The organism is Pseudomonas frederiksbergensis, from assembly GCF_900105495.1.
GTDB lineage: Bacteria > Pseudomonadota > Gammaproteobacteria > Pseudomonadales > Pseudomonadaceae > Aquipseudomonas > Aquipseudomonas frederiksbergensis.
In genome coordinates this window covers 2,395,500-2,415,429 of record NZ_FNTF01000002.1, presented here as the reverse complement: position 1 = coordinate 2,415,429, position 19,930 = coordinate 2,395,500, and the positions used below count along the sequence as shown (strand labels likewise).

At 58.3% G+C, this 19,930-nt stretch carries 17 protein-coding genes and 3 tRNA genes; 12 read left to right on the top strand and 8 right to left on the bottom strand.

The annotated features are described in order from the left end of the window. Positions 1-6: 6 nt before the first annotated feature. On the top strand, positions 7-771 hold the full coding sequence (locus tag BLW70_RS11350; RefSeq protein ID WP_074874091.1) for an ABC transporter ATP-binding protein: 765 nt from the start codon (positions 7-9) through the stop codon (positions 769-771). A 111-nt stretch (positions 772-882) separates the two neighbouring features. Here BLW70_RS11350 and BLW70_RS11345 read toward each other — a convergent pair whose 3' ends face one another. Together BLW70_RS11345 and dcd are read right to left on the bottom strand one after the other, a co-directional pair. Then, positions 883-1,092 carry a hypothetical protein gene (locus BLW70_RS11345; RefSeq protein WP_074874090.1) on the bottom strand — a complete coding sequence of 70 codons (210 nt, stop codon included), beginning with the start codon at positions 1,090-1,092 and terminating at the stop codon, positions 883-885. Between the two features lie 106 nt (positions 1,093-1,198). Beyond that, complete coding sequence (gene dcd / locus BLW70_RS11340; RefSeq protein ID WP_074874089.1) at positions 1,199-1,765, bottom strand: dCTP deaminase; 567 nt, start codon at positions 1,763-1,765, stop codon at positions 1,199-1,201. Positions 1,766-2,120: 355 nt separating this feature from the next. Between dcd and BLW70_RS11335 the strand changes: the two genes are divergently transcribed. Then, complete coding sequence (locus tag BLW70_RS11335; protein ID WP_002554837.1) at positions 2,121-2,330, top strand: cold-shock protein; 210 nt, start codon at positions 2,121-2,123, stop codon at positions 2,328-2,330. Positions 2,331-2,438: 108 nt separating this feature from the next. Here the strand turns inward: BLW70_RS11335 and BLW70_RS11330 are convergent, their stop codons facing one another. Continuing rightward, positions 2,439-3,446, bottom strand: coding sequence for a DUF481 domain-containing protein (locus BLW70_RS11330; protein ID WP_074874088.1), 1,008 nt, complete (start codon positions 3,444-3,446; stop codon positions 2,439-2,441). Between the two features lie 164 nt (positions 3,447-3,610). Here BLW70_RS11330 and BLW70_RS11325 point away from each other — a divergent pair, with 164 nt between their 5' ends. From BLW70_RS11325 to BLW70_RS11310, 4 genes are all read left to right on the top strand, one after another. After that, a complete protein-coding gene (locus BLW70_RS11325) occupies positions 3,611-3,964 on the top strand; it encodes an MGMT family protein (RefSeq protein ID WP_074874087.1) in 354 nt (117 codons plus the stop codon). A 44-nt stretch (positions 3,965-4,008) separates the two neighbouring features. After that, positions 4,009-5,568 (top strand): AmpG family muropeptide MFS transporter, encoded by a 1,560-nt coding sequence (locus BLW70_RS11320; protein WP_074874086.1) that lies wholly within the window; start codon positions 4,009-4,011, stop codon positions 5,566-5,568. A 142-nt stretch (positions 5,569-5,710) separates the two neighbouring features. Then, the gene (locus tag BLW70_RS11315; RefSeq protein WP_074874085.1) at positions 5,711-7,426 is read left to right on the top strand and encodes a proline--tRNA ligase; all 1,716 of its coding nucleotides are present in this window, start codon (positions 5,711-5,713) and stop codon (positions 7,424-7,426) included. A 17-nt stretch (positions 7,427-7,443) separates the two neighbouring features. After that, on the top strand, positions 7,444-8,397 hold the full coding sequence (locus BLW70_RS11310) for a hypothetical protein (protein ID WP_074874084.1): 954 nt from the start codon (positions 7,444-7,446) through the stop codon (positions 8,395-8,397). 100 nt (positions 8,398-8,497) lie between these two features. Here the strand turns inward: BLW70_RS11310 and dinB are convergent, their stop codons facing one another. Next, the gene (gene dinB / locus BLW70_RS11305; protein WP_008153950.1) at positions 8,498-9,559 is read right to left on the bottom strand and encodes a DNA polymerase IV; all 1,062 of its coding nucleotides are present in this window, start codon (positions 9,557-9,559) and stop codon (positions 8,498-8,500) included. Between the two features lie 300 nt (positions 9,560-9,859). Between dinB and BLW70_RS11300 the strand changes: the two genes are divergently transcribed. From BLW70_RS11300 to BLW70_RS11280, 5 genes are all read left to right on the top strand, one after another. Next, positions 9,860-9,936: transfer RNA gene (locus BLW70_RS11300), tRNA-Met, on the top strand. A 226-nt stretch (positions 9,937-10,162) separates the two neighbouring features. Further along, positions 10,163-10,239, top strand: a tRNA-Met gene (locus tag BLW70_RS11295). A 196-nt stretch (positions 10,240-10,435) separates the two neighbouring features. Continuing rightward, positions 10,436-10,512: transfer RNA gene (locus BLW70_RS11290), tRNA-Met, on the top strand. A gap of 256 nt (positions 10,513-10,768) precedes the next feature. Then, positions 10,769-13,411 (top strand): bifunctional lysylphosphatidylglycerol flippase/synthetase MprF, encoded by a 2,643-nt coding sequence (gene mprF / locus BLW70_RS11285; protein WP_074874083.1) that lies wholly within the window; start codon positions 10,769-10,771, stop codon positions 13,409-13,411. Continuing rightward, on the top strand, positions 13,411-14,706 hold the full coding sequence (locus BLW70_RS11280; RefSeq protein ID WP_074874082.1) for a virulence factor family protein: 1,296 nt from the start codon (positions 13,411-13,413) through the stop codon (positions 14,704-14,706). The genes mprF and BLW70_RS11280 overlap by 1 nt, the downstream gene beginning before the upstream one ends. Before the next feature lie 120 nt (positions 14,707-14,826). On the opposite strand, the gene BLW70_RS11275 is transcribed toward BLW70_RS11280, so the two are convergent. From BLW70_RS11275 to BLW70_RS11265, 3 genes are read right to left on the bottom strand one after another with little or no spacing between them, the layout of a single operon-like run. After that, entirely contained in the window at positions 14,827-15,498 is a 672-nt protein-coding gene (locus tag BLW70_RS11275; protein WP_074874081.1) for a PP2C family protein-serine/threonine phosphatase, read from the bottom strand. Further along, the gene (locus tag BLW70_RS11270; protein ID WP_074874080.1) at positions 15,495-16,193 is read right to left on the bottom strand and encodes a hypothetical protein; all 699 of its coding nucleotides are present in this window, start codon (positions 16,191-16,193) and stop codon (positions 15,495-15,497) included. The genes BLW70_RS11275 and BLW70_RS11270 overlap by 4 nt, the downstream gene beginning before the upstream one ends. A gap of 1 nt (position 16,194) precedes the next feature. Then, complete coding sequence (locus BLW70_RS11265; protein ID WP_074880506.1) at positions 16,195-16,962, bottom strand: MarR family transcriptional regulator; 768 nt, start codon at positions 16,960-16,962, stop codon at positions 16,195-16,197. A gap of 488 nt (positions 16,963-17,450) precedes the next feature. On the opposite strand from BLW70_RS11265, the gene BLW70_RS11260 reads away from it, so the two are divergent. Further along, positions 17,451-17,759, top strand: coding sequence for a DUF3077 domain-containing protein (locus BLW70_RS11260; RefSeq protein WP_074874079.1), 309 nt, complete (start codon positions 17,451-17,453; stop codon positions 17,757-17,759). A gap of 115 nt (positions 17,760-17,874) precedes the next feature. On the opposite strand, the gene BLW70_RS11255 is transcribed toward BLW70_RS11260, so the two are convergent. Next, on the bottom strand, positions 17,875-19,776 hold the full coding sequence (locus BLW70_RS11255; RefSeq protein WP_074874078.1) for a potassium transporter Kup: 1,902 nt from the start codon (positions 19,774-19,776) through the stop codon (positions 17,875-17,877). Between the last annotated feature and the right edge of the window lie 154 nt (positions 19,777-19,930).

Genomic DNA, 19,930 nt, shown 5'->3' with positions numbered 1-19,930 from the left:
TGCCCCATGTACAAACTGACCATTGAAGGCCTGCATAAAAGCTATGGCGAACATCAAGTACTCAAAGGCGTTTCGCTCAAGGCCAACACCGGCGACGTCATCAGCCTGATCGGCGCCAGCGGCTCGGGCAAAAGTACCTTCCTGCGCTGCATCAACTTTCTCGAACAGCCCAATGACGGCGCCATGAGCCTGGACGGCCAGAACATCCGCATGATCAAGGATCGCCACGGTATGCACGTGGCCGATGCCAATGAACTGCAACGGATCCGCACCCGCCTGGCCATGGTGTTCCAGCACTTCAATCTGTGGAGCCACATGACGGTACTGGAAAACATCACCATGGCCCCGCGCCGGGTGCTGGGGTGCAGCAAGCAGGAAGCCGAAGACCGTGCCCGACGCTATCTCGACAAAGTGGGCCTGGCCTCGCGCGTGGCGGATCAATACCCGGCGTTTCTTTCCGGCGGTCAGCAGCAACGCGTGGCAATTGCCCGGGCACTCGCCATGGAGCCGGAAGTGATGCTGTTCGACGAACCCACCTCGGCCCTCGACCCCGAACTGGTGGGTGAGGTGCTCAGGGTGATCCAGGGCCTGGCCGAGGAAGGCCGAACCATGATCATGGTGACCCACGAAATGAGCTTCGCCCGCAAGGTCTCGAATCAGGTGCTGTTCCTGCACCAGGGATTGGTGGAGGAGGAAGGTACACCGGAAGACGTGCTGGGCAATCCGAAGAGCGAGCGGTTGAAGCAATTCCTGAGCGGCAACCTCAAGTAACCCCCACCACCCGTAGGAGCAAAGCTTGCTCGCGATGAACGATAACTCGGTCGTTAATAGACCGCGTCGCGTTCATCGCGAGCAAGCTTTGCTCCTACACGCGTTTCGGTATCAGGCAACGGGCGCAGGAGGCGGCTCATCCGGCAAGGTAGGCTCACCGGGCTCGGTGGGTTGTTCGTTGGGGGTATCGGGATCAGGCTGACCGGGGATACCCCCTGCCATGTCGATAGGTGGATGTGCCAACAAGGACCAGGCCAAAACGCCAACCTGATTGGGCTCAAGCCTTGCCAGTTCGGCACTTATTCGCGGATCGATCTTCATAAAGCACTCCTGAGCGATGGCCCCGTCCGCGTTGCGCGAACCGGGCAGTACACCCCATAGAGTGTCTACCCGCTCAAGAATTCCCACGATTTGCCAGACGAACGGATCAGGTGCGCGGCAGGGTGACGCCGCGCTGGCCCTGATACTTGCCGCCACGGTCCTTGTAGGACACTTCGCACTCTTCGTCGGATTCGAAGAACAGCATCTGAGCCACACCTTCGTTGGCGTAGATTTTTGCCGGCAGCGTGGTGGTGTTGGAGAATTCCAGGGTCACGTGGCCTTCCCACTCAGGCTCAAGCGGCGTCACGTTGACGATAATGCCGCAACGCGCGTAGGTGCTTTTACCCAGACAGATCGTCAGCACATTGCGCGGAATACGGAAGAATTCCACGGTGCGTGCCAAGGCAAAGGAGTTCGGCGGAATGATGCAGACATCGCTCTTGACGTCGACGAAGCTCTTCTCGTCGAAGTTCTTCGGATCAACGGTCGCCGAATTGATGTTGGTGAACACTTTGAATTCATCGGCGCAGCGTACGTCGTAGCCATAGCTCGACACGCCGTAGGAAATCACTCGGTCGGCGCCTTCGCCGCGCATCTGGCGCTCTACGAAGGGCTCGATCATGCCGTGCTCTTGCGCCATGCGGCGAATCCACTTGTCCGATTTGATGCTCATGGCGGGTGTCCTGAATAGCGAGGTGGAAAAAATCTGTCCGGCATCTTACCGGGCGCACGCTTCGGGTTCAAAGTCCGAGGCACAAACTTTGCCGATACCCCCGTAATTTCCGGCCCTTGCGGGTAAACCGGCGGACCGTCAGTCACGAAAACAGAGAAACCTTTGCAGGAAGCATTGGCACGTTCCGGAAAAAGGGTTAAGGTGGCGCCACTGTGCTGCTTGTGTCACTGAGAATCTCTACACGATATGTTGAATTTCGATCCAACCATCTACAAGAATTTTTCCTGCTCTTTGCACTCAGTCTCGGCCAGGGTTCTTCCTGCGTCGCAGTTATCTTTGTTCAAGGAGTTACACCATGTCTAATCGCCAAACTGGTACCGTTAAGTGGTTCAACGATGAAAAAGGCTTCGGCTTCATCACTCCACAATCCGGTGACGACCTGTTCGTTCACTTCAAAGCTATCCAATCCGACGGCTTCAAAAGCCTGAAAGAAGGCCAACAGGTTTCTTTCATCGCTACCCGCGGTCAGAAAGGCATGCAAGCTGAAGAAGTTCAAGTTATCTAACTTGTACTTGCTTTAGTAAAAAGCCCCGCCCTCAAAGCGGGGCTTTTTTGTGCCTGTCTGTTTTGCAGGCAAAAAAAATCGCAGCCCATGGCTGCGATTTTTTGCGTCTTACCAAGTCACGCCAAACCCGGCGGTGTAGCGGGTCTTGTTCAAATCCGCATCGTCGGTGCCGCTGATGATATCTCGCTCGGCCTTCAGGTTAAGCGAAGCCCAATCGGTCACCTTGTAGCGCAAGCCCAGTTCGGCATCGAGCGCGTAATCCGCCACGTCCGACAACGGCTTGCCCACTTCGCCATTGGTGAAGAATTCCACCTTCTTGCCGATCAGGTAGCGGTTGTAATCCCACTTCATCGCCAGGGAGTAGAAGTTTTCCTTGTTGCCATTACTGAACTCATAGTCCGTGCGGTTGAGCAGCGAGCCTAGCGAGAATGCGCCCAGTTCGTTATCCCAGAACTGGTAACCCGGACCGGTACCGACGGTGCGCTGACGAGAGAGCTCTTCGACCTTGTCACGCTTATAGACTGCGCGCCCCTGCCAGAACCACTTTTCGGTCAGGAAGCGGTCGAGCGAGTATTCGCCGCGCCAGTTGTCGGTAGTGACCACGTCATCCTGAAATTCGCGGTTGTACTCGCCTTCAGCGGTATGTCGCCACCTGCCATGACGCGCACTGGTCTTGAAGTCGATATCGTAATCGTCGGTGTCTTTTTCGGCTCGCTGATAATCCAGCGCGGCATCGACATTGCCCTTCCACACCAAATCCTCAACGACAGGCTTGGGCTTGAGAATCTGCTGAATGCTTGCCAGCTCCACCGTCTTGGGAGTGTCACCATTGGCCAGGGTGACCTTGCCGTCTTCTGCCGCATGCAGTGCCTTGGCTTTTTCACCGTTGTAGGCATCCTGCTTGACCAGCAACTGTTGATCGCTTTCCAGGGTTTTGACCTGCTTCCAGTCGATCGGGACGGCACCGGCGTATTCGGTCTGGATCAACAGCTTGCCGCCATCGAAAACGACGATCTTGCCGCTCAGCTTGTCACCGTTCTTCAACCAGACAGTATCGGCGAGCAAGGGTGTGGAGGCACTGACGACAGCGAGGCACAGCAGGGTTCTGGACAACATAAGCAAATACAGGCTCAAGTTTGCGAAAAAAAGTCGGCATTATCCATACGAATAAGACCCTAGCAAGGACTGACCCAACTATTTCTAATGAGTTCATTTCTCAATAGGTGATCCAGGATTTACTCTACAGACGGTAAAGCGAACTTTTTTCAGGAACTGCCGATGTGACCGACTCACTCACTGCTACCGATAGTCCGGCGCAAATCCGACGCACGGCGTTGTACCTGACTCTGGCGCAAGTCCCCGAGGGCAAAGTTGTCAGTTATGGTCAGCTCGCCGAGTTGGCGGGACTGGGTCGCGCCGCCCGCTTCGTCGGGCGAACGCTGAGCCAACTGCCGGGCGACAGCAAATTACCCTGGCACCGCGTGCTCGGCGCCGGCGGACGTATCAGCTTGCCTGCCGGCAGCCCTTCGGGGGATGAACAACGCGCGCGTTTGCGCATGGAGGGCATCAGTATCCTGAACAATCGTGTTGATATTCAGCGCCATGGCTGGCGCCCGGTAGAGCACAGCGGTTAGAGTGCGCGCTTTGTTTCCGTATTTCTTGAGGCAGACTCCAGCCCATGCCCCGTAAAACCTGGCGCGCCGCGCTCGCCGCCTATGCCAGCCCTTCGACGCTTGTACTGTTGCTGCTTGGTTTCGCCGCCGGCCTGCCCTACATGCTGGTGTTTTCGACACTTTCAGTCTGGCTGCGTGAAGCCGGTGTGGCTCGCGAAACCATTGGCTATGCAAGCCTCATCGGCCTGGCCTACGCCTTTAAATGGGTCTGGTCACCGCTGCTCGACCAATGGCGCCTGCCATTGCTCGGCAAGCTCGGTCGCCGACGTTCCTGGCTGGTACTTTCACAGGCACTGGTCATTCTCGGCCTGATCGGGATGGGTTTCTGCGACCCGCAAAAGCATTTGTCGTGGCTGATCGCTATTGCTGTAGTTGTCGCCTTCGCTTCGGCGACGCAAGACATCGCGGTCGACGCCTATCGCCTGGAAATCGCCGACGACACTCGTCAGGCCGCCCTCGCCGCCAGTTACATGTCCGGTTATCGGATCGCCGCGCTGCTGGCCACCGCTGGCGCCCTGTTCTTCGCTGAAGGCTTCGGCTCTACCGGTTTCAACTATAAGCATTCGGCATGGGCCGGCACCTACATCCTGTTCGGTGCCTTGATGGTTCCGGCACTGCTCACGTCCTTTTTCATGCGCGAACCGCCGGTGCCGCTGCGCACCCAGCTTCAGGCCGGGCGCTACAGCTTTGTGCATCAACTGGCATCGGTGTTTGTGCTGATCGTGCTGTTGGTTTCCGTGCCGGCCATGTTCACTCAGTTGTACAACACCGATTTCGCCAGCGTCCTGTTCGACGGTGTGAGCGTGCTCGACCTGCTGCTCGAAGACCGCGCATTCCTGCGGGCGATCCTCTACACCACGCTCACCGCCATGTGCCTGTCGGCCATTGGCCGCCGTGGCCTGGCGCCGGTGCTGACGCCGATCAACGACTTCATTCTGCGCTACCGCTGGCAAGCGTTCCTGTTGCTTGGACTAATCGCCACCTATCGGATGTCCGATACGGTCATGGGCGTGATGGCGAATGTGTTCTACATCGACCAGGGCTTCACCAAGGACCAGATTGCCAGCGTCAGCAAGATCTTTGGCCTGATCATGACGCTGGTCGGTGCCGGCATGGGCGGCCTGCTGATTGTGCGCTTCGGTATCTTGCCGATTCTGCTCATCGGCGGCATTGCATCAGCCGGCACCAACCTGCTGTTCCTGATGCTCGCCGACATGGGCGCCAACCTGAACATGCTGATCGCCACCATTTCCCTGGATAACTTCAGCTCGGGCCTGGCGACCTCAGCGTTTGTCGCCTACCTGTCGAGCCTGACCAACCTGAAGTTCTCCGCGACCCAGTACGCCCTGCTCAGCTCGATCATGCTCTTGCTGCCACGCCTGATCGGCGGCTACTCGGGGGTCATGGTGGAGAAATTCGGTTATCACGATTTTTTCCTGATCACCGCCCTGCTCGGCGTTCCGACACTATTGCTGATTGCCCTGCACTGGTTCCAGGAGAGCCGCCGTGAAGGCCCGACCCCCACGCCGGAACCGATTCCGACTCAGGTGGCGGAAGAGTCGTAGGCTCTATACGTAGGAAGCATCACCGAGGGCTGAGTGATTCTCGCCCTCCTGCCACACAGCCGACCGCACGCCTGTACGCCAGCGGATCTCGCCCGTACAATGCCCGTCATTTCTCGTCATCAGCAACCGACAACGGCCAACCATGCGCACCAGTCAATTTTTGCTCGCCACACAGAAAGAAACGCCTTCCGATGCGGTCGTGATCAGCCATCAGCTGATGCTGCGCGCCGGCATGATCCGCAAACTCGCCTCGGGCCTGTACACCTGGCTGCCGATGGGCTTGCGAGTAATGCGCAAGGTCGAAGCCATCGTTCGTGAAGAAATGAACGCCGCGGGCTCTCTCGAAGTGTTGATGCCGAGCACCCAACCGGCTGAGCTGTGGCAAGAATCCGGTCGCTGGGAAGAGTACGGCCCTGAATTGTTGCGCTTCAAGGATCGCCATGGTCGCGATTTCTGCGCCGGCCCGACTCACGAAGAAGTCATCACTGACCTGATGCGCAACGAGTTGAGCAGCTACAAACAGCTGCCGATCAACCTGTACCAGATCCAGACCAAATTCCGTGACGAAATCCGCCCACGCTTCGGTTTGATGCGCGGCCGCGAATTCATCATGAAGGACGCCTACTCCTTCCACGCTGACCAGCCATCGCTGCAGATCACCTACGACCGCATGCACCAGGCGTATTGCAACGTGTTCACCCGCCTGGGCCTGAAATTCCGCCCGGTTGAAGCTGACAACGGCTCGATCGGCGGCGCCGGCTCCCACGAATTCCACGTGCTGGCCGAATCCGGCGAAGACGATATCGTCTTCAGCAACGGTTCCGACTACGCGGCGAACATCGAGAAAGCCGAAGCCGTGCCACGCGAGACTTCCCGCGCCGCGCCTGCCGAAGAGCTGCGCCTGGTCGACACGCCGAACTGCAAGACCATCGCGCAACTGGTCGAAGGCTTCAACCTGCCGATTGAAAAGACCATCAAGACCCTGGTGGTTCACGCTGAAGAGAAAGGCAAGCTGATTGCCCTGATCATCCGTGGCGACCACGAACTGAACGAAATCAAGGCCGGCAACCAGCCTGGCGTTGCCAGCCCACTGGTCATGGCCTCCGAAGCCGAACTGCGTGACGCCATTGGCGCCGGCGCCGGTTCCCTCGGTCCGTTGAACCTGCCGCTGCCAATCATCATCGACCGCTCCGTCGAGCTGATGAGCGACTTCGGCATCGGTGCCAACATTGATGACAAGCACTACTTCGGCGTGAACTGGGAGCGTGATCTGCCAGTTCCGACCGTTGCCGACCTGCGCAACGTGGTCGCTGGCGACCCAAGCCCGGATGGCAAGGGCACCCTGGAAATCAAACGCGGCATCGAAGTCGGGCACATCTTCCAGCTGGGCAACAAGTACAGCAAAGCGATGAAGTGCGAAGTGCTGGGCGAAAATGGCAAGCCGGTCACCCTGGAAATGGGTTGCTACGGCATCGGCGTTTCCCGCGTGGTGGCTGCGGCCATCGAGCAGAACAACGACGCCAACGGGATCATCTGGAGTGACACGCTGGCCCCGTTCCAGGTCGCGCTGGTACCGCTGCGCTATGAAACCGAACAGGTTCGCGAAGCCACCGACAAGCTGTATGCACAATTGACTGCCGCCGGCTTCGAAGTACTGCTGGACGATCGCGACAAGAAAACCAGCCCGGGCATCAAGTTCGCGGACATGGAGCTGATCGGCATTCCTCACCGGATCGTGGTCAGTGACCGCGGCCTCGCCGAAGGCAATCTTGAATACAAGAGCCGCACCGAGCCCGAAGCGCAAGCGCTGCCGGTGGCAGACGTGCTGTCCTTCCTTCAGTCCCGCATCCGCCGCTGACACCAGATAGAGAAGTCATGTTCAAGCGAAACACCTTAGGCCTCGGTGGTGCCGCCCTGTGCGGCGCCCTGCTGGTCAGCGGCTGTGCCAATCAAATGTCACAACGCAGCGAGCACGAGGAACGTGTCGAGCGTAAATTGCTCGATCACAGCCTGCAGATTGATGTCGGCGAGCCAAAGGTGCTTGAGTTGCCGCAACGTCGGGTGAAGATCCACGAGCAGAAGACTTTCGAAGTCACCGAATTCGAAGTCACACGCCACTACGACCGCTACACGCCGTACCAACCCTGGCGGGAGGCTTACGAGATCCCGCTGGGTGCGGTGGCCGTGGTGGCCGGTGTCGGCGCGAACGTGGTCAACGTGTTCGCCCTCGGCAGCCTGCCGGACAGCGTGACGAAAGACTGGTTGAGCTACGGTTTCGCCGGGCTCAACCCGTTCATGAACGTACAGTCTCATGGTCGCGCGCAACAGAACCTGGCGGGAATCGACGAGGTCCAGCTCGACAAGCGCACCGAATACTCGAGCCTGCCATGGAGCGAGCGTCCGGTGGAGGTCAAGGCGGGCAAGGAAACGTTCGAGATGAGCACCGACAAAAACGGTGTATTGCGCGTGAACCTGCTGGACAGCCCGTTCGCCGAACACGACATCAATCATCTGAGCCGGTTGCTGATCAGTGTCCAGGATGCACAGGACGACGTGCACACCAATTCGGCCCTGGCGGTCAGTAGCTCCTTGCGCGGCAAGTTGCTCGAAGCTCACGGGCTGATTTACGACGACCTCGAAGATGACGAAGTGAGCCAGTGGGTACACAGGGTCAAACGTTTGTCGGAACTGGGGCTGGAAGAAGAAGCCACCGAACTGGAACAAAGCCTGATCGAACTGACGCGCAACGATCCTGAATTGCAGACCGAATTCCTCAAGTCGTTGACCAAGGATGCCGGGCGACTGGTAGCGGATCCGGGACCGAATTAAGATCTAAAAGCATCGCGAGCAGGCTCGCTCCCACAGGTACTGCATCGTCCCTGTGGGAGCGAACCTGCTCGCGATGAGGCCCTCATATTCATTGCAAAACCTACCGTTCAAACAACTCCATCTGCTCAAAACCGCCCCGCAAATCCTCCAGCCGCACCCCAATCCCCAGCAACCGCACCGGTTTCCCGCCGCGATTGAACGCCTGGGTCAGCAACAACTGATAGCTGCCCAAATCCCGCCCTGCCCCGGCCTGCTCCAGAGTGGTCTGGGTGAAGTCATGGAATTTCACTTTGACGAACGGCTTGCCCGGCCGATAGCTGCTGTCGATTCGCGCCATGCGGCCGGCCAGGGTTTCCAGTAACTCGGGTAATTTATCGAGGCAGCTCACCAGATCCGGCAAATCCACGTCGTAGGTGTTTTCGACACTGATTGACTGCCGACGACTGTCGTTGTGCACCAACCGGTCATCGATCCCACGGGCCAGGCTCCAGAGTCGCTCACCGAAGCTGCCGAATTCGCGCACTAGCGCCAACTTGTCCCATTCACGCAGATGGGAGCAGTCGACGATACCAAGCCGGCCTAATTTGTCTGCGGTCACTTTGCCAACGCCGTGCAGCTTGCTCACCGGCAAACCACTGACAAAATCCTCGACCTGATCCGGCGTAATGACGAACAAGCCGTTGGGCTTCTTCCAGTCGCTGGCGATCTTGGCCAGAAACTTGTTCGGCGCAACACCCGCCGAAACGGTGATGTGCAATTGATTAGAGACGCGACGACGAATGTCCTGGGCGATCCGTGTGGCGCTACCACCGAAATGCGCACTGTCAGACACGTCGAGGTAAGCCTCATCCAGGGAAAGCGGCTCGATCAAGTCGGTGTAATCGCGAAAGATCGTGTGAATTTCCTTAGAGGCTTCTCTATAGGCGTCCATGCGTGGCTTGACGATGGTCAGGTCCGGGCACAGCTTCAAGGCATGCCCGGACGACATGGCCGAGCGCACCCCATAAGCCCGCGCCTCATAATTGCAAGTGGCGATCACGCCACGTCGATCCGCAGAACCGCCCACCGCCAGAGGCTTTCCGGCCAGGCGCGGGTCGTCCCGCATCTCGATGGCGGCGTAGAAGCAGTCACAATCGACGTGGATGATTTTTCGCTGCGTCATATAAAAGCAGTGTTCATGGTGAAGAAACAGAGTATTGGCGAGTCAGATCGGCAGTATCTCACCGGTACCTGTATATAGCACCAGTAGTCTGAATGTTCTTTTCCAGCTGTAGGAAAAGCGTCGATGAATTTATTTTCTCAATCGCCAAGCTTCAACCGATAGAGCTGAAAGCCTTGCCATACCGACCTTACAGCCAATTACCCCGTCCTGTTTTCAAGCTAAGCGATTGAACAGGAAGAGGTTTTCTCTAGACTGAAGGTTGACAGCCTGCCGATCCTCTGTAGAATGCCGCCACACAGACGCGGGATGGAGCAGTCTGGTAGCTCGTCGGGCTCATAACCCGAAGGTCGTCGGTTCAAATCCGGCTCCCGCAACCAAACATCAGAAAAGGCTACTCGAAAGAGTGGCCTTTTTTGTGCGCGTCTCTTTTGAAACCAAGATAGAAAGAGCATAACGGCTGACGCTGCAGGTTTGAGAAATCGTTCTGATTCCGCAACTTAACGCTCCCCCACGACCGTTCGCCGCTCATTTACGCTTATTTGAGCCGATTCAGGATTAAAGATAGACACGCCGGCATTCGCCTGTAGAATGCCGCCACACAGACGCGGGATGGAGCAGTCTGGTAGCTCGTCGGGCTCATAACCCGAAGGTCGTCGGTTCAAATCCGGCTCCCGCAACCAAACATCAAAAAAGGCTACTCGAAAGAGTGGCCTTTTTTGTGCGCGCCTCTTTTGTAAACAAGAATTGAGAAATCGTTCTGATTCCGAAACTTAACTCTCCATCACCACCGTTCGCCGCTCAGTTACGCTTATTTGACCCGATTCAGGATTAACGGTTGACACTCAGGCGTTCGCCTGTAGAATGCCGCCACACAGACGCGGGATGGAGCAGTCTGGTAGCTCGTCGGGCTCATAACCCGAAGGTCGTCGGTTCAAATCCGGCTCCCGCAACCAAACATCAAAAAAGGCTACTCGAAAGAGTGGCCTTTTTTGTATCTGTTGAAAAAGTCCTTTCGCAACAATGATCTGCCACTGTGAAGCGAGCCGTTCGGGATCCCCCAGCGCGGCAGACAGAACCCTCTACGACTGATGACGCACCCTCGTCGATGGTCGGTGAGAGGCGTTAATATTTGTGATTATTTTTTTCTACAGGGATTGGTAACTTGGCTGGATACCCCCATCCTGTCGCGCACAATCCAAGAGGTGATTGATGCGCGCCAACTCGTCTGATTCACAAGACACCGTCACAGCGACACAACCGATCAAGGCCGAGCGTCTGCGCTTGCTTGATCGAATCAGCAAATACCGCCAGCCCATCGGCCTGGCAGTCACTTTGCTGTTGTTCGCTATCGCGCTGATTGCCTGTCGCCACCTGCTGAGCGAACTCGATCTGTACGCTCTGCACGATTCGATTCTCGATGTTCCGAAACCGGCATTATTGGGCGCGCTGGGCGCGACGGTGGTCGGTTTCATCATTCTGCTGGGCTATGAATGGTCGGCCAGCCGCTATGCAGGCGTGACACTGGCGCCGCGAATCCTGGCCCTGGGCGGGTTCACCGCTTTTGCCATCGGCAATGCCATCGGCCTTTCGATGCTCTCCGGGGGTTCGGTTCGCTATCGTTTATATGCACGTCACGGCCTCGGCGCTTCTGAAGTCGCTCGCATGACGCTGTTCGCCAGCCTTTCGCTCGGCTGCGCCCTGCCCCCACTGGCCGCCCTCGCCACCCTCAGCAATCTGCCTGGCGCTTCTGCCGCCCTGGGTCTGTCCGAGACGTTGCTGGGTGCCATCGCCGTAGCCGTTTTGCTGCTCTTCAGCGTACTGGCCATCGGCATCTACCGTCGCCGCCTGCCAGAACAGCCTTACCCGGACAATTTGCTGGTCAAGGTAGGACGCCGCACTGTGCGCCTGCCGGGCCGACGCCTGACATTCCTGCAACTGATCATCACGGCGCTGGACGTGGCCGCTGCGGCCACCGTGCTCTATCTGTTGCTGCCAGAAGCGCCGCCCTTCGGCGCATTCGTGCTGGTGTACCTGCTGGCCTTGGCTGCGGGCGTGCTAAGCCACGTTCCCGGCGGGGTCGGGGTGTTCGAAGCAATCCTGCTGGCCGCCTTCTCCAACACACTCGGCGCCGCGCCACTCGCTGCCGCGCTTCTGCTCTATCGCCTGATCTACGTGGTGCTGCCGTTATTGGTGGCCTGCGTATTGCTGCTGATCAACGAAGGGCAGCGTCTGTTTCAATCGCGTCAATCCTTAAGGGTGGCGTCCGGCCTGGCCGCGCCGATTCTGGCGGTGCTGGTCTTTCTGTCCGGCGTGGTGCTGCTGTTCTCCGGCGTTACCCCGGAAATCGATACACGCCTGGAACACATCGGTTTTCTGATCCCGCATCGACTGGTCGACGCCTCGCACTTCGGTGCCAGCCTGATCGGCGTGCTTTGCTTGCTGCTGGCTCAAGGGCTGCGCCGCCGACTGTCGGCCGCCTGGATGCTGACCACCATCTTGTTGCTGGTCGGCGCCCTGCTCTCGTTGCTCAAAGGCTTCGATTGGGAAGAAGCCTGCTTGCTGACGCTGACGGCGAGTTTGCTAGGCGTTTTCCGCAGCTCGTTCTATCGCCCCAGCCGTCTGACCGAGGTGCCGTTTTCGCCGCTGTACCTGGTGGCGAGCCTATGCGTACTCGGTGCATCGATCTGGCTGTTGCTGTTCGCCTATCAGGACGTCCCGTACAGCCATCAGCTCTGGTGGCAGTTCACCCTCGACGCCGATGCCCCGCGTGGCTTGCGTTCGCTGCTTGGCGCCGCGGTGTTGCTGGTGGTGGTGTCCCTGACCTGGCTGCTGCGCACCGCGCGCCCGGTGATCCATCTGCCAACAGCCGATGAGCTGGACCGCGCGGTAAAGATCCTGATGGCTTCCGCACAACCGGATGGCGGCCTCGCCCTGACCGGTGACAAGGCGCTGCTGTTTCACCCCAACGATGAAGCGTTCCTGATGTACGCCCGCCGTGGTCGCAGCCTGGTGGCCTTGTATGACCCGATCGGCCCGACCCAGCAACGGGCGGAAATGATCTGGCAGTTCCGCGACCTTTGCGACCTCCACCACGCCCGCCCTGTGTTCTATCAAGTGCGCGCCGAGAACCTGCCGTATTACATGGACATCGGCCTGACCGCGATCAAGCTCGGCGAAGAAGCCCGGGTCGATCTGCATCGCTTTGATCTCGAGGCCAAAGGCAAAGAGATGAAAGACCTGCGCTACACCTGGAACCGCGGCACTCGCGATGGCCTGTCGCTGGAGATCTTTGAACCGGGGCAAGCGCCGATGGAAGAACTCAAGGTGATTTCCGATGCCTGGCTGACCGGCAAGAACGTGCGCGAGAAAGGCTTTTCCCTCGGCCGTTTCAGCGATGACTACCTCAAGCATTTCCGCATCGCGGTGATTCGTTTCGAAGGACGTCCGGTGGCATTCGCCAACCTGCTCGAGACTTATGGTCATGACCTGGCCAGCCTTGACCTGATGCGCGCGCATCCGGACGCGCCCAAGCTGACCATGGAGTTCATGATGGTCGGCCTGATTCAACATTATAAAAATCATGGATACGCGCGCTTCAGCCTGGGCATGGTGCCGTTGTCGGGGTTGCAACCCCGTCGTGGTGCCCCACTGACCCAGCGTCTGGGCTCGATGGTTTTCCGCCGTGGTGAGCAGCTCTACAACTTCCAAGGCTTGCGCCGTTTCAAAGACAAATTCCAGCCTGACTGGGAACCCCGTTATATGGCCGTGCCCGCCGGACTCGATCCGCTGGTTGCCTTGGCCGACACTGCCGCCCTGATTGCAGGCGGCTTGACTGGATTGGTGAAACGCTGATGATTCAACGCTCCTTGCGGTACGTCCTGGCCACACTGGTAGTGCTGGCCCTGATTGTCGGTGGCGGTTACTGGTACCTGAAACGCCCGGCACCAGAACCGACCCTCGAACTGCTTACGCCGGCCGATGGCGCCGCGATGACCCGCGTCATCCCCGGCAACACGCCGCGCGCCCAGGTGCTGGTGGCGGTCAATGAAGACCAGAAGCTCAGCGACAAACAGTTGATGACCCTGAGCCGCACCGGCTCGGCGCAGATTGTCCAGGTGATCCTGCCCCAAGACTGCCTGCTGCAAAGTCGCGCCCTGCAATCGGCCCTCAGAGAACTCAAGGGCCCGGCGACCCTGGTCAGCGGCATCGGCCCTGGCGCCGTGCTGGCGTGGCGCTGGTTGTCCGAGCAGAAGGACGACAAGGCTCAAGCCGTCTCGGTGGACCTGGCCCTGGAAAAACCGGGCTGCACCCACCTGCTACCGAAAAGCGCCCCTCACGGGCATTGGCTGGTGGCCTGGAACGACAACCCGGACGACACCAGCGCCGGCTTCGTGCGCGACCAAGCCAACGCCGAAACCAGCATCAGCGACTACGACATCAACCTGCCGCAAGTGCTGAACAACGAACTGCGCAAGATCCTCGTTGGCGGCGATAAAGCCGCTGGCGGCCTGCAGATCCCGGTCGTCGAAGTGCCCGCCGGCCAAGCCAAGGACACTGTGACCCTGTTCCTGTCCGGTGACGGCGGCTGGCGCGACCTTGACCGTGACGTAGCGGGCGAGATGGCGAAGATCGGCTACCCGGTCGTCGGCATCGACACCCTGCGTTACTACTGGCAACACAAGAGTCCGGAGCAAAGCGCCCTGGACCTCACCGAGCTGATGCAGCACTACCGGCAGAAATGGGGCACCAAGCGCTTCATCCTGACCGGTTACTCGTTCGGCGCCGACGTCCTGCCGGCGATCTACAACCGCCTGGAGCCATCGGAGCAGCAACGGGTCGACGCAATTATCCTGCTGGCTTTCGCCCGCACCGGCAGCTTCGAAATCGAAGTCGAAGGCTGGCTCGGCAACGCCGGCAAAGAAGCCGCCACCGGCCCGGAAATGGCCAAGCTGCCGCCGGAAAAAGTGGTGTGCATCTACGGTGAAGAGGAAGTCGACGAGAGCGGCTGTACCGACAAGACTGCCGTTGGCGAGGCGATGAAATTGCCGGGCGGCCATCACTTCGACGAGAACTACCCGGCGCTGGCGAAGCGGTTGGTGGATGTGATCGAGAAGCGTCAAGCGAAGGAGACGGCGGCTCAGGAGTGACTTGAGTCCCGCCTACGAAAAAGCCCCCGCAGCCTTGAGGTTGCGGGGGCTTTTTTACATGTACAAACATGAAGCGCTACCAGCGAGCCTGACTTCATGTCGATGCTCTGTATTCCAAGGCTAAAGCTGAACATCTATCCACGTTACGTCGTCTTCAACCGCGATAAAGTCGCTATCTGGAGCAGCCAGCAAGCTGCTTTGCTGAGACTCCGTTAACTCCGCCCAAAAGCCATCGGTTACGAACACCAGTCGCTCACCGGCGGCCAATTGGTGAAAGACAAAGTCAGGGTCCGGGGCACGATTAACCTTCAGGCACCGGGTTACCCTGTTTCGAGCTGGATCTTGCGCCAGCTCACAGTGCGAACGGTCGCGCCTCCAATTGGCCTTGCAGTGAGGCGGCGTAATCCACTCGATCGTGCCTGCCGGTGTCACTACACCGCACGAACAGTCCCCCTCATACGCAAGCGTGAGCTTCCCATGAGCAGCAAAACCGATCAGGTAACAGGTAGTCCCTGTCTGCTGCGCATACAAAGTGGGGTGAAGCTCGGCCAGCACTGAACCAAGTACTTGCTCAACTGCTTCATGCTCAGTGATACCACCCTCCCGATCCATGTGTTTCGGGTAGGCCGCTAAAACACCTTTTACGAAACATTCAGCCAGTCGGCCACTGCCGGGCTTCGACGTCCCGTCCGTGATGACGAACAGCCCTGTGTCGCCGTCGCACAAAGCTCCAGCACAGTCATGATTGGCATTCCTGGTCCGTCCGATGACTGACCTGGTCGTGTATCTCATGCGTTGCCCAGATCCTTCATGCGCATGTGGATGATTCGCCCTCTACCTGGATTAGCCTGCACCGAGCCCGAGCTTTCAATCACGTAGTCGATACCACTGAGCGCCGTGAGTTTTCGAATTCCAGTCGTAATGAAGTCCTTGAGCCCAGGCTCAGCCTGGCGAACTTCTTCCAAAAGCTCTGTACGACCATCAATCAAGATGATGATATCTTCGACGTCTTTGTGGTACGGGTCGCCCTCACCGCGACCGCTAAAGGCCTCCAGCTTCGTCGCAAGAAAGTAGGTCGGTTTGAATATCTGGATGACCGTACCGCTGGGCAATGTAAATTTATCAGCCCTCGCCAGCCCCTCCACGAACCAACGGTTGGCATATCCGAGAACTTCGGGGTCAGAAGGCATCACGTCAACGACGACGTCGTTGAAGCGGAAGCGACAGTTAACTTCATCCTCACCGGTGATCTTGAAGTTCTTGGCCGCCAGCCGTTCTGTGAGGCGTTGCCAGGCGCTAATACCTGCCAGTTCGATCACCAAGTCAACATCATCGGTGAAGCGAATGTCATCCAGCACAGACGTGTCAGTTACCAACATGGCCGTGGTGCAACCACCGACGAAGGCAACCTCAGCGAGAAACGCCTCCCCCAAGCCGTCTGCCACAAACTCTATGAGCTCATAGTTGTGATCAGCATTTGATGACATGTTATTTCAGTCCCATCCCTGCTTTTAGAATGCCTACCGCCACACCACACTCTCGCGGACCACCAAGACGGATCGCATCAACAAGCGCTAGATAGTGGTAAAGGATTCTGTCCTTCTTCACCGCTTCCGGCACAGTTTTGTAGAGCGGCTCTATCGCCTGACCACGCTCAGTTCCGAGTGCATCAGGCCAAACCGGAATCAGCCCGCCAGCGCTCTTGATGCTTTTGGACAGCGCGGGTGCGGCGAAGCCGGTTGGAATACCGCGAACCATTGCGCCCGGCCTCACGGGGAAAAAGTATTTCAGAGCGTGCTCGGTGATTTTCAGCAGCTCTCGCCGATTAACTTTCGCAAGCCCGGTGTCGTAGTCATTGGTCAGCAATCCAGACTCGCGACATCTTGCCATGGCGTTGGAAATCTCACTTTTGCTTAGCCCAAGAGACGCTGACAACGCACGCAACGAGTAAGCTTCAGCCCAGCTCGTCAGCGGCGCAGAAGGTACGGATTCCGACCATCCCTCCCATCCATCCTCCTCGCCCAAGGGTGAGTCGAACTCCCGGTGGTGGAATACCACGTCTTCACCACCAGTAAGGTAGGTGGCTAGCGACTCCCCCACTCGCCCCCCTGCCGGCATTCGATTTATCTGCTGGGGTTTCAACAATTCCTCAACCCTGTTCGAATTCGACTCAGATTCCATCGCCCCAAAGAGGTTTTCTTCCTGGGCGTGCAGGCTGGCCATCTTGAACAAAAGCAAAACATCTTGACTCTTCATGAAGACAGAAACTCCAAGTGTCCACATTCCATAAAACGTGGACACTTTTCTCATTGAAAATGTCGGACCGTCAAGCCCTTCCGACATTTATCAGGTTTCACTGGGAAACCTGCCCCCCCCCCCGCGTTTAGTTTTGTTTACTTCAAGGTGTCGCAATATCGGATGACACCCGCAGACCTTGTAGGCAAACTCCGAAACTCGCGTTTGGGCACTTTGATGCCTTGTTGCGCTTTTCTTCGACGGGATACTCTCCGGCCGTCGCTGACCATTCAGCGATCGGGTGTGGTAACCCGGCGAAACCAGCGCAACAGCGCCTTCATCCCGAACCCAGGCATTTTTATGTCTGCGATCTCGAGTTATGGCGGCTGTGCGTGGGACGCCCTCGGGCGTGCCGGTTTCCTTGGTTCCCGGTTTACCACCCTGCGTACAGCTGCCTCCCTTTCGTGTGGTAACGAAAATGGCAGCTCCTCGAACCCAGGAGAAAAACCATGACCAAAACAAATCCGTCAGAACCTGACGAACTGAAAACCATCGGCTTCACGCCCCTCATCTACTGCTCCAACAAAGCGCTGTTCCATGTCAGTCACGGCGTTCCCCTCGGTGATGCGCTAGCCATGGCTTCTGATTTTCTGTTCCTTGCCAAGGAGCTGACTAAAGATGCTGCCTACACCCGAGACACCGACCGACATGCCTGGGCCGCGCATTACCTGACGGCAATGAGCAAGGCAGTGATTGATGATGCGGTGAAGGTACTGACGCCACCACCTGCCCGGACAAAAGCCGAATCTAAAAAATAGCGGCCTGAACGCCGCCCGGACCAAGCCCGCTCCCACAAGGGGTCTTCATTGCCTTCAGATGAGACACAAAAAAGCCCCCGCAACCACAATGGCAACGGGGGCTTTTTGTTGTGGGTTACATCTCTACCTGCGTCCCCAGCTCGATCACCCGGTTCAGTGGCAGATTGAAGAAGCGCAAATTGCCGTTGGCGTTCTGCAACATGAAGGCGAACAACGCCTCACGCCAGCGGGCCATGCCTTCGAGTTTGGAGGCGATGACCGTCTCGCGGCTGAGGAAGTAAGTAGTACGCATCGGGCTGAAATCCAGGTCATCGAGATGGCACAGCTTCAACGCTTGCGGCACGTCCGGCTCGTCGACGAAGCCAAAGTGCAGGATTACACGGAAGAAGCCTTCGCCGTGGGATTCAACCTCGAAACGCCGGGATGCCGGCACCCGCGGGATGTCTTCGTAGACCACCGTCAGCAGCACCACTTGCTCGTGCAGCACCTGGTTATGCAGCAGGTTGTGCAACAGCGCATGGGGCACGGCGTCCGGGCGCGCGGTCAGGAACACCGCAGTGCCCTGGACGCGATGCGGCGGTTGCACGGCGATGCTGCTGATGAAGATCGGCAGCGGCAAGCCACCCTCATCGAGACGATCGACCAGCAATTGCTTGCCACGTTTCCAGGTGGTCATCAGCACAAACAATGCGATACCGGCGATCACCGGGAATGCCCCGCCCTGAATGATTTTCGGCACGTTGGCAGCGAAGTACAGACCGTCTACCAGGAGGAAGCCGAGCAACAGCGGAACCGCGAGCACCGGAGGCCATTTCCACAGCAGCAATATCACCGCCGACACCAGGATGGTGGTCATCAGCATGGTGCCCGTTACGGCCACGCCGTAAGCCGAAGCCAACGCGCCAGAGGACTCGAAGCCCAGCACCAACAGGATGACGCCGACCATCAGCGCCCAGTTCACCGCGCCAATGTAGATCTGGCCTTGCTCGGCACTGGAGGTGTGCCGGATGTGCATGCGTGGAATGTAGCCGAGCTGAATCGCCTGGCGCGTCAGGGAGAACGCGCCGGAAATCACCGCCTGAGAAGCAATCACTGTCGCCAGGGTCGACAACCCCACCAACGGAATCAGCGCCCAGCTCGGGGCCAACAGGTAGAACGGGTTGCGCGCGGCTTCCGGGTCACCGAGCAGCAACGCGCCTTGGCCGAAGTAGTTCAGCACCAGTGCTGGCAGCACCAGGATGAACCATGCGCGAGCGATCGGCTTGCGGCCGAAGTGGCCCATGTCGGCGTACAGTGCTTCAGCACCGGTCAACGCCAGCACCACCGCGCCGAGGATCGCTACGCCCATGCCCGGGTGAACGATGAAGAAGCGCACGGCCCATACCGGGTTCATCGCTTGCAACACTTCCGGGTGCTGCAGAATGCCGTAGACACCCAGCGCCCCAAGCACCACAAACCAGGTGACCATGATCGGCCCGAACAAAATGCCAATCCGCGCGGTACCGTGGCTCTGAATCAGGAACAGCGCCACCAGCACGATCAGCGACAATGGCACCACCCAATGGTCGATGCCCTCGAAAGCCAGTCCCAGGCCTTCAATCGCCGAGAGCACGGAAATCGCCGGGGTGATCATGCTGTCGCCGTAGAACAGCGCCGCGCCGATCAGCCCGCAGACCACCAGCAAACTGCGCAACTTCGGATGCCCCGCTGCGGCCCGTCGCGCCAAAGCGGTCAAGGCCATGATCCCGCCTTCGCCCTGGTTGTCGGCGCGCAGCACGAACATCATGTACTTGATCGACACGACCCAGATCAGCGACCAGAAGATCAGCGCCAGGATACCCAACACGCCATCATGGTTGACCGGCACGCCGTAGCCACCGGAAAACACTTCTTTAAGGGTGTACAGCGGGCTCGTGCCGATATCGCCATAAACCACACCGACCGCCGCGACCAGCATGCCGATCGGTTTTGCCGCCGAATGCTCAGCGCCCGCCGCCTGACTACTTGCCTGCCCCATCCAACACTCCTACTACTCAGACCCGGACTTCTTATAAGAAGCACTATGCTTTGCCGTGCAGCATGCGCTGTTTTACATCGCGTTACAGACGTTTCATTGACTGTAAAAAATCGGTAAAGCTTAAAGGCGCGAAGCATAGCGCAGCACTCGTCGT

Coding starts and splice junctions, on each gene's coding strand:
- BLW70_RS11275 (WP_074874081.1), bottom strand. CDS start 15,498: ATGAGATACACGACCAGGTCAGTCATCGGACGGACCAGGAATGCCAAT.
- BLW70_RS11320 (WP_074874086.1), top strand. CDS start 4,009: ATGCCCCGTAAAACCTGGCGCGCCGCGCTCGCCGCCTATGCCAGCCCT.
- BLW70_RS11335 (WP_002554837.1), top strand. CDS start 2,121: ATGTCTAATCGCCAAACTGGTACCGTTAAGTGGTTCAACGATGAAAAA.
- BLW70_RS11350 (WP_074874091.1), top strand. CDS start 7: ATGTACAAACTGACCATTGAAGGCCTGCATAAAAGCTATGGCGAACAT.
- BLW70_RS11280 (WP_074874082.1), top strand. CDS start 13,411: ATGATTCAACGCTCCTTGCGGTACGTCCTGGCCACACTGGTAGTGCTG.
- BLW70_RS11315 (WP_074874085.1), top strand. CDS start 5,711: ATGCGCACCAGTCAATTTTTGCTCGCCACACAGAAAGAAACGCCTTCC.
- dinB (WP_008153950.1), bottom strand. CDS start 9,559: ATGACGCAGCGAAAAATCATCCACGTCGATTGTGACTGCTTCTACGCC.
- BLW70_RS11270 (WP_074874080.1), bottom strand. CDS start 16,193: ATGTCATCAAATGCTGATCACAACTATGAGCTCATAGAGTTTGTGGCA.
- BLW70_RS11260 (WP_074874079.1), top strand. CDS start 17,451: ATGACCAAAACAAATCCGTCAGAACCTGACGAACTGAAAACCATCGGC.
- BLW70_RS11265 (WP_074880506.1), bottom strand. CDS start 16,962: ATGAAGAGTCAAGATGTTTTGCTTTTGTTCAAGATGGCCAGCCTGCAC.
- BLW70_RS11330 (WP_074874088.1), bottom strand. CDS start 3,446: ATGTTGTCCAGAACCCTGCTGTGCCTCGCTGTCGTCAGTGCCTCCACA.
- dcd (WP_074874089.1), bottom strand. CDS start 1,765: ATGAGCATCAAATCGGACAAGTGGATTCGCCGCATGGCGCAAGAGCAC.
- mprF (WP_074874083.1), top strand. CDS start 10,769: ATGCGCGCCAACTCGTCTGATTCACAAGACACCGTCACAGCGACACAA.
- BLW70_RS11310 (WP_074874084.1), top strand. CDS start 7,444: ATGTTCAAGCGAAACACCTTAGGCCTCGGTGGTGCCGCCCTGTGCGGC.
- BLW70_RS11345 (WP_074874090.1), bottom strand. CDS start 1,092: ATGAAGATCGATCCGCGAATAAGTGCCGAACTGGCAAGGCTTGAGCCC.
- BLW70_RS11255 (WP_074874078.1), bottom strand. CDS start 19,776: ATGGGGCAGGCAAGTAGTCAGGCGGCGGGCGCTGAGCATTCGGCGGCA.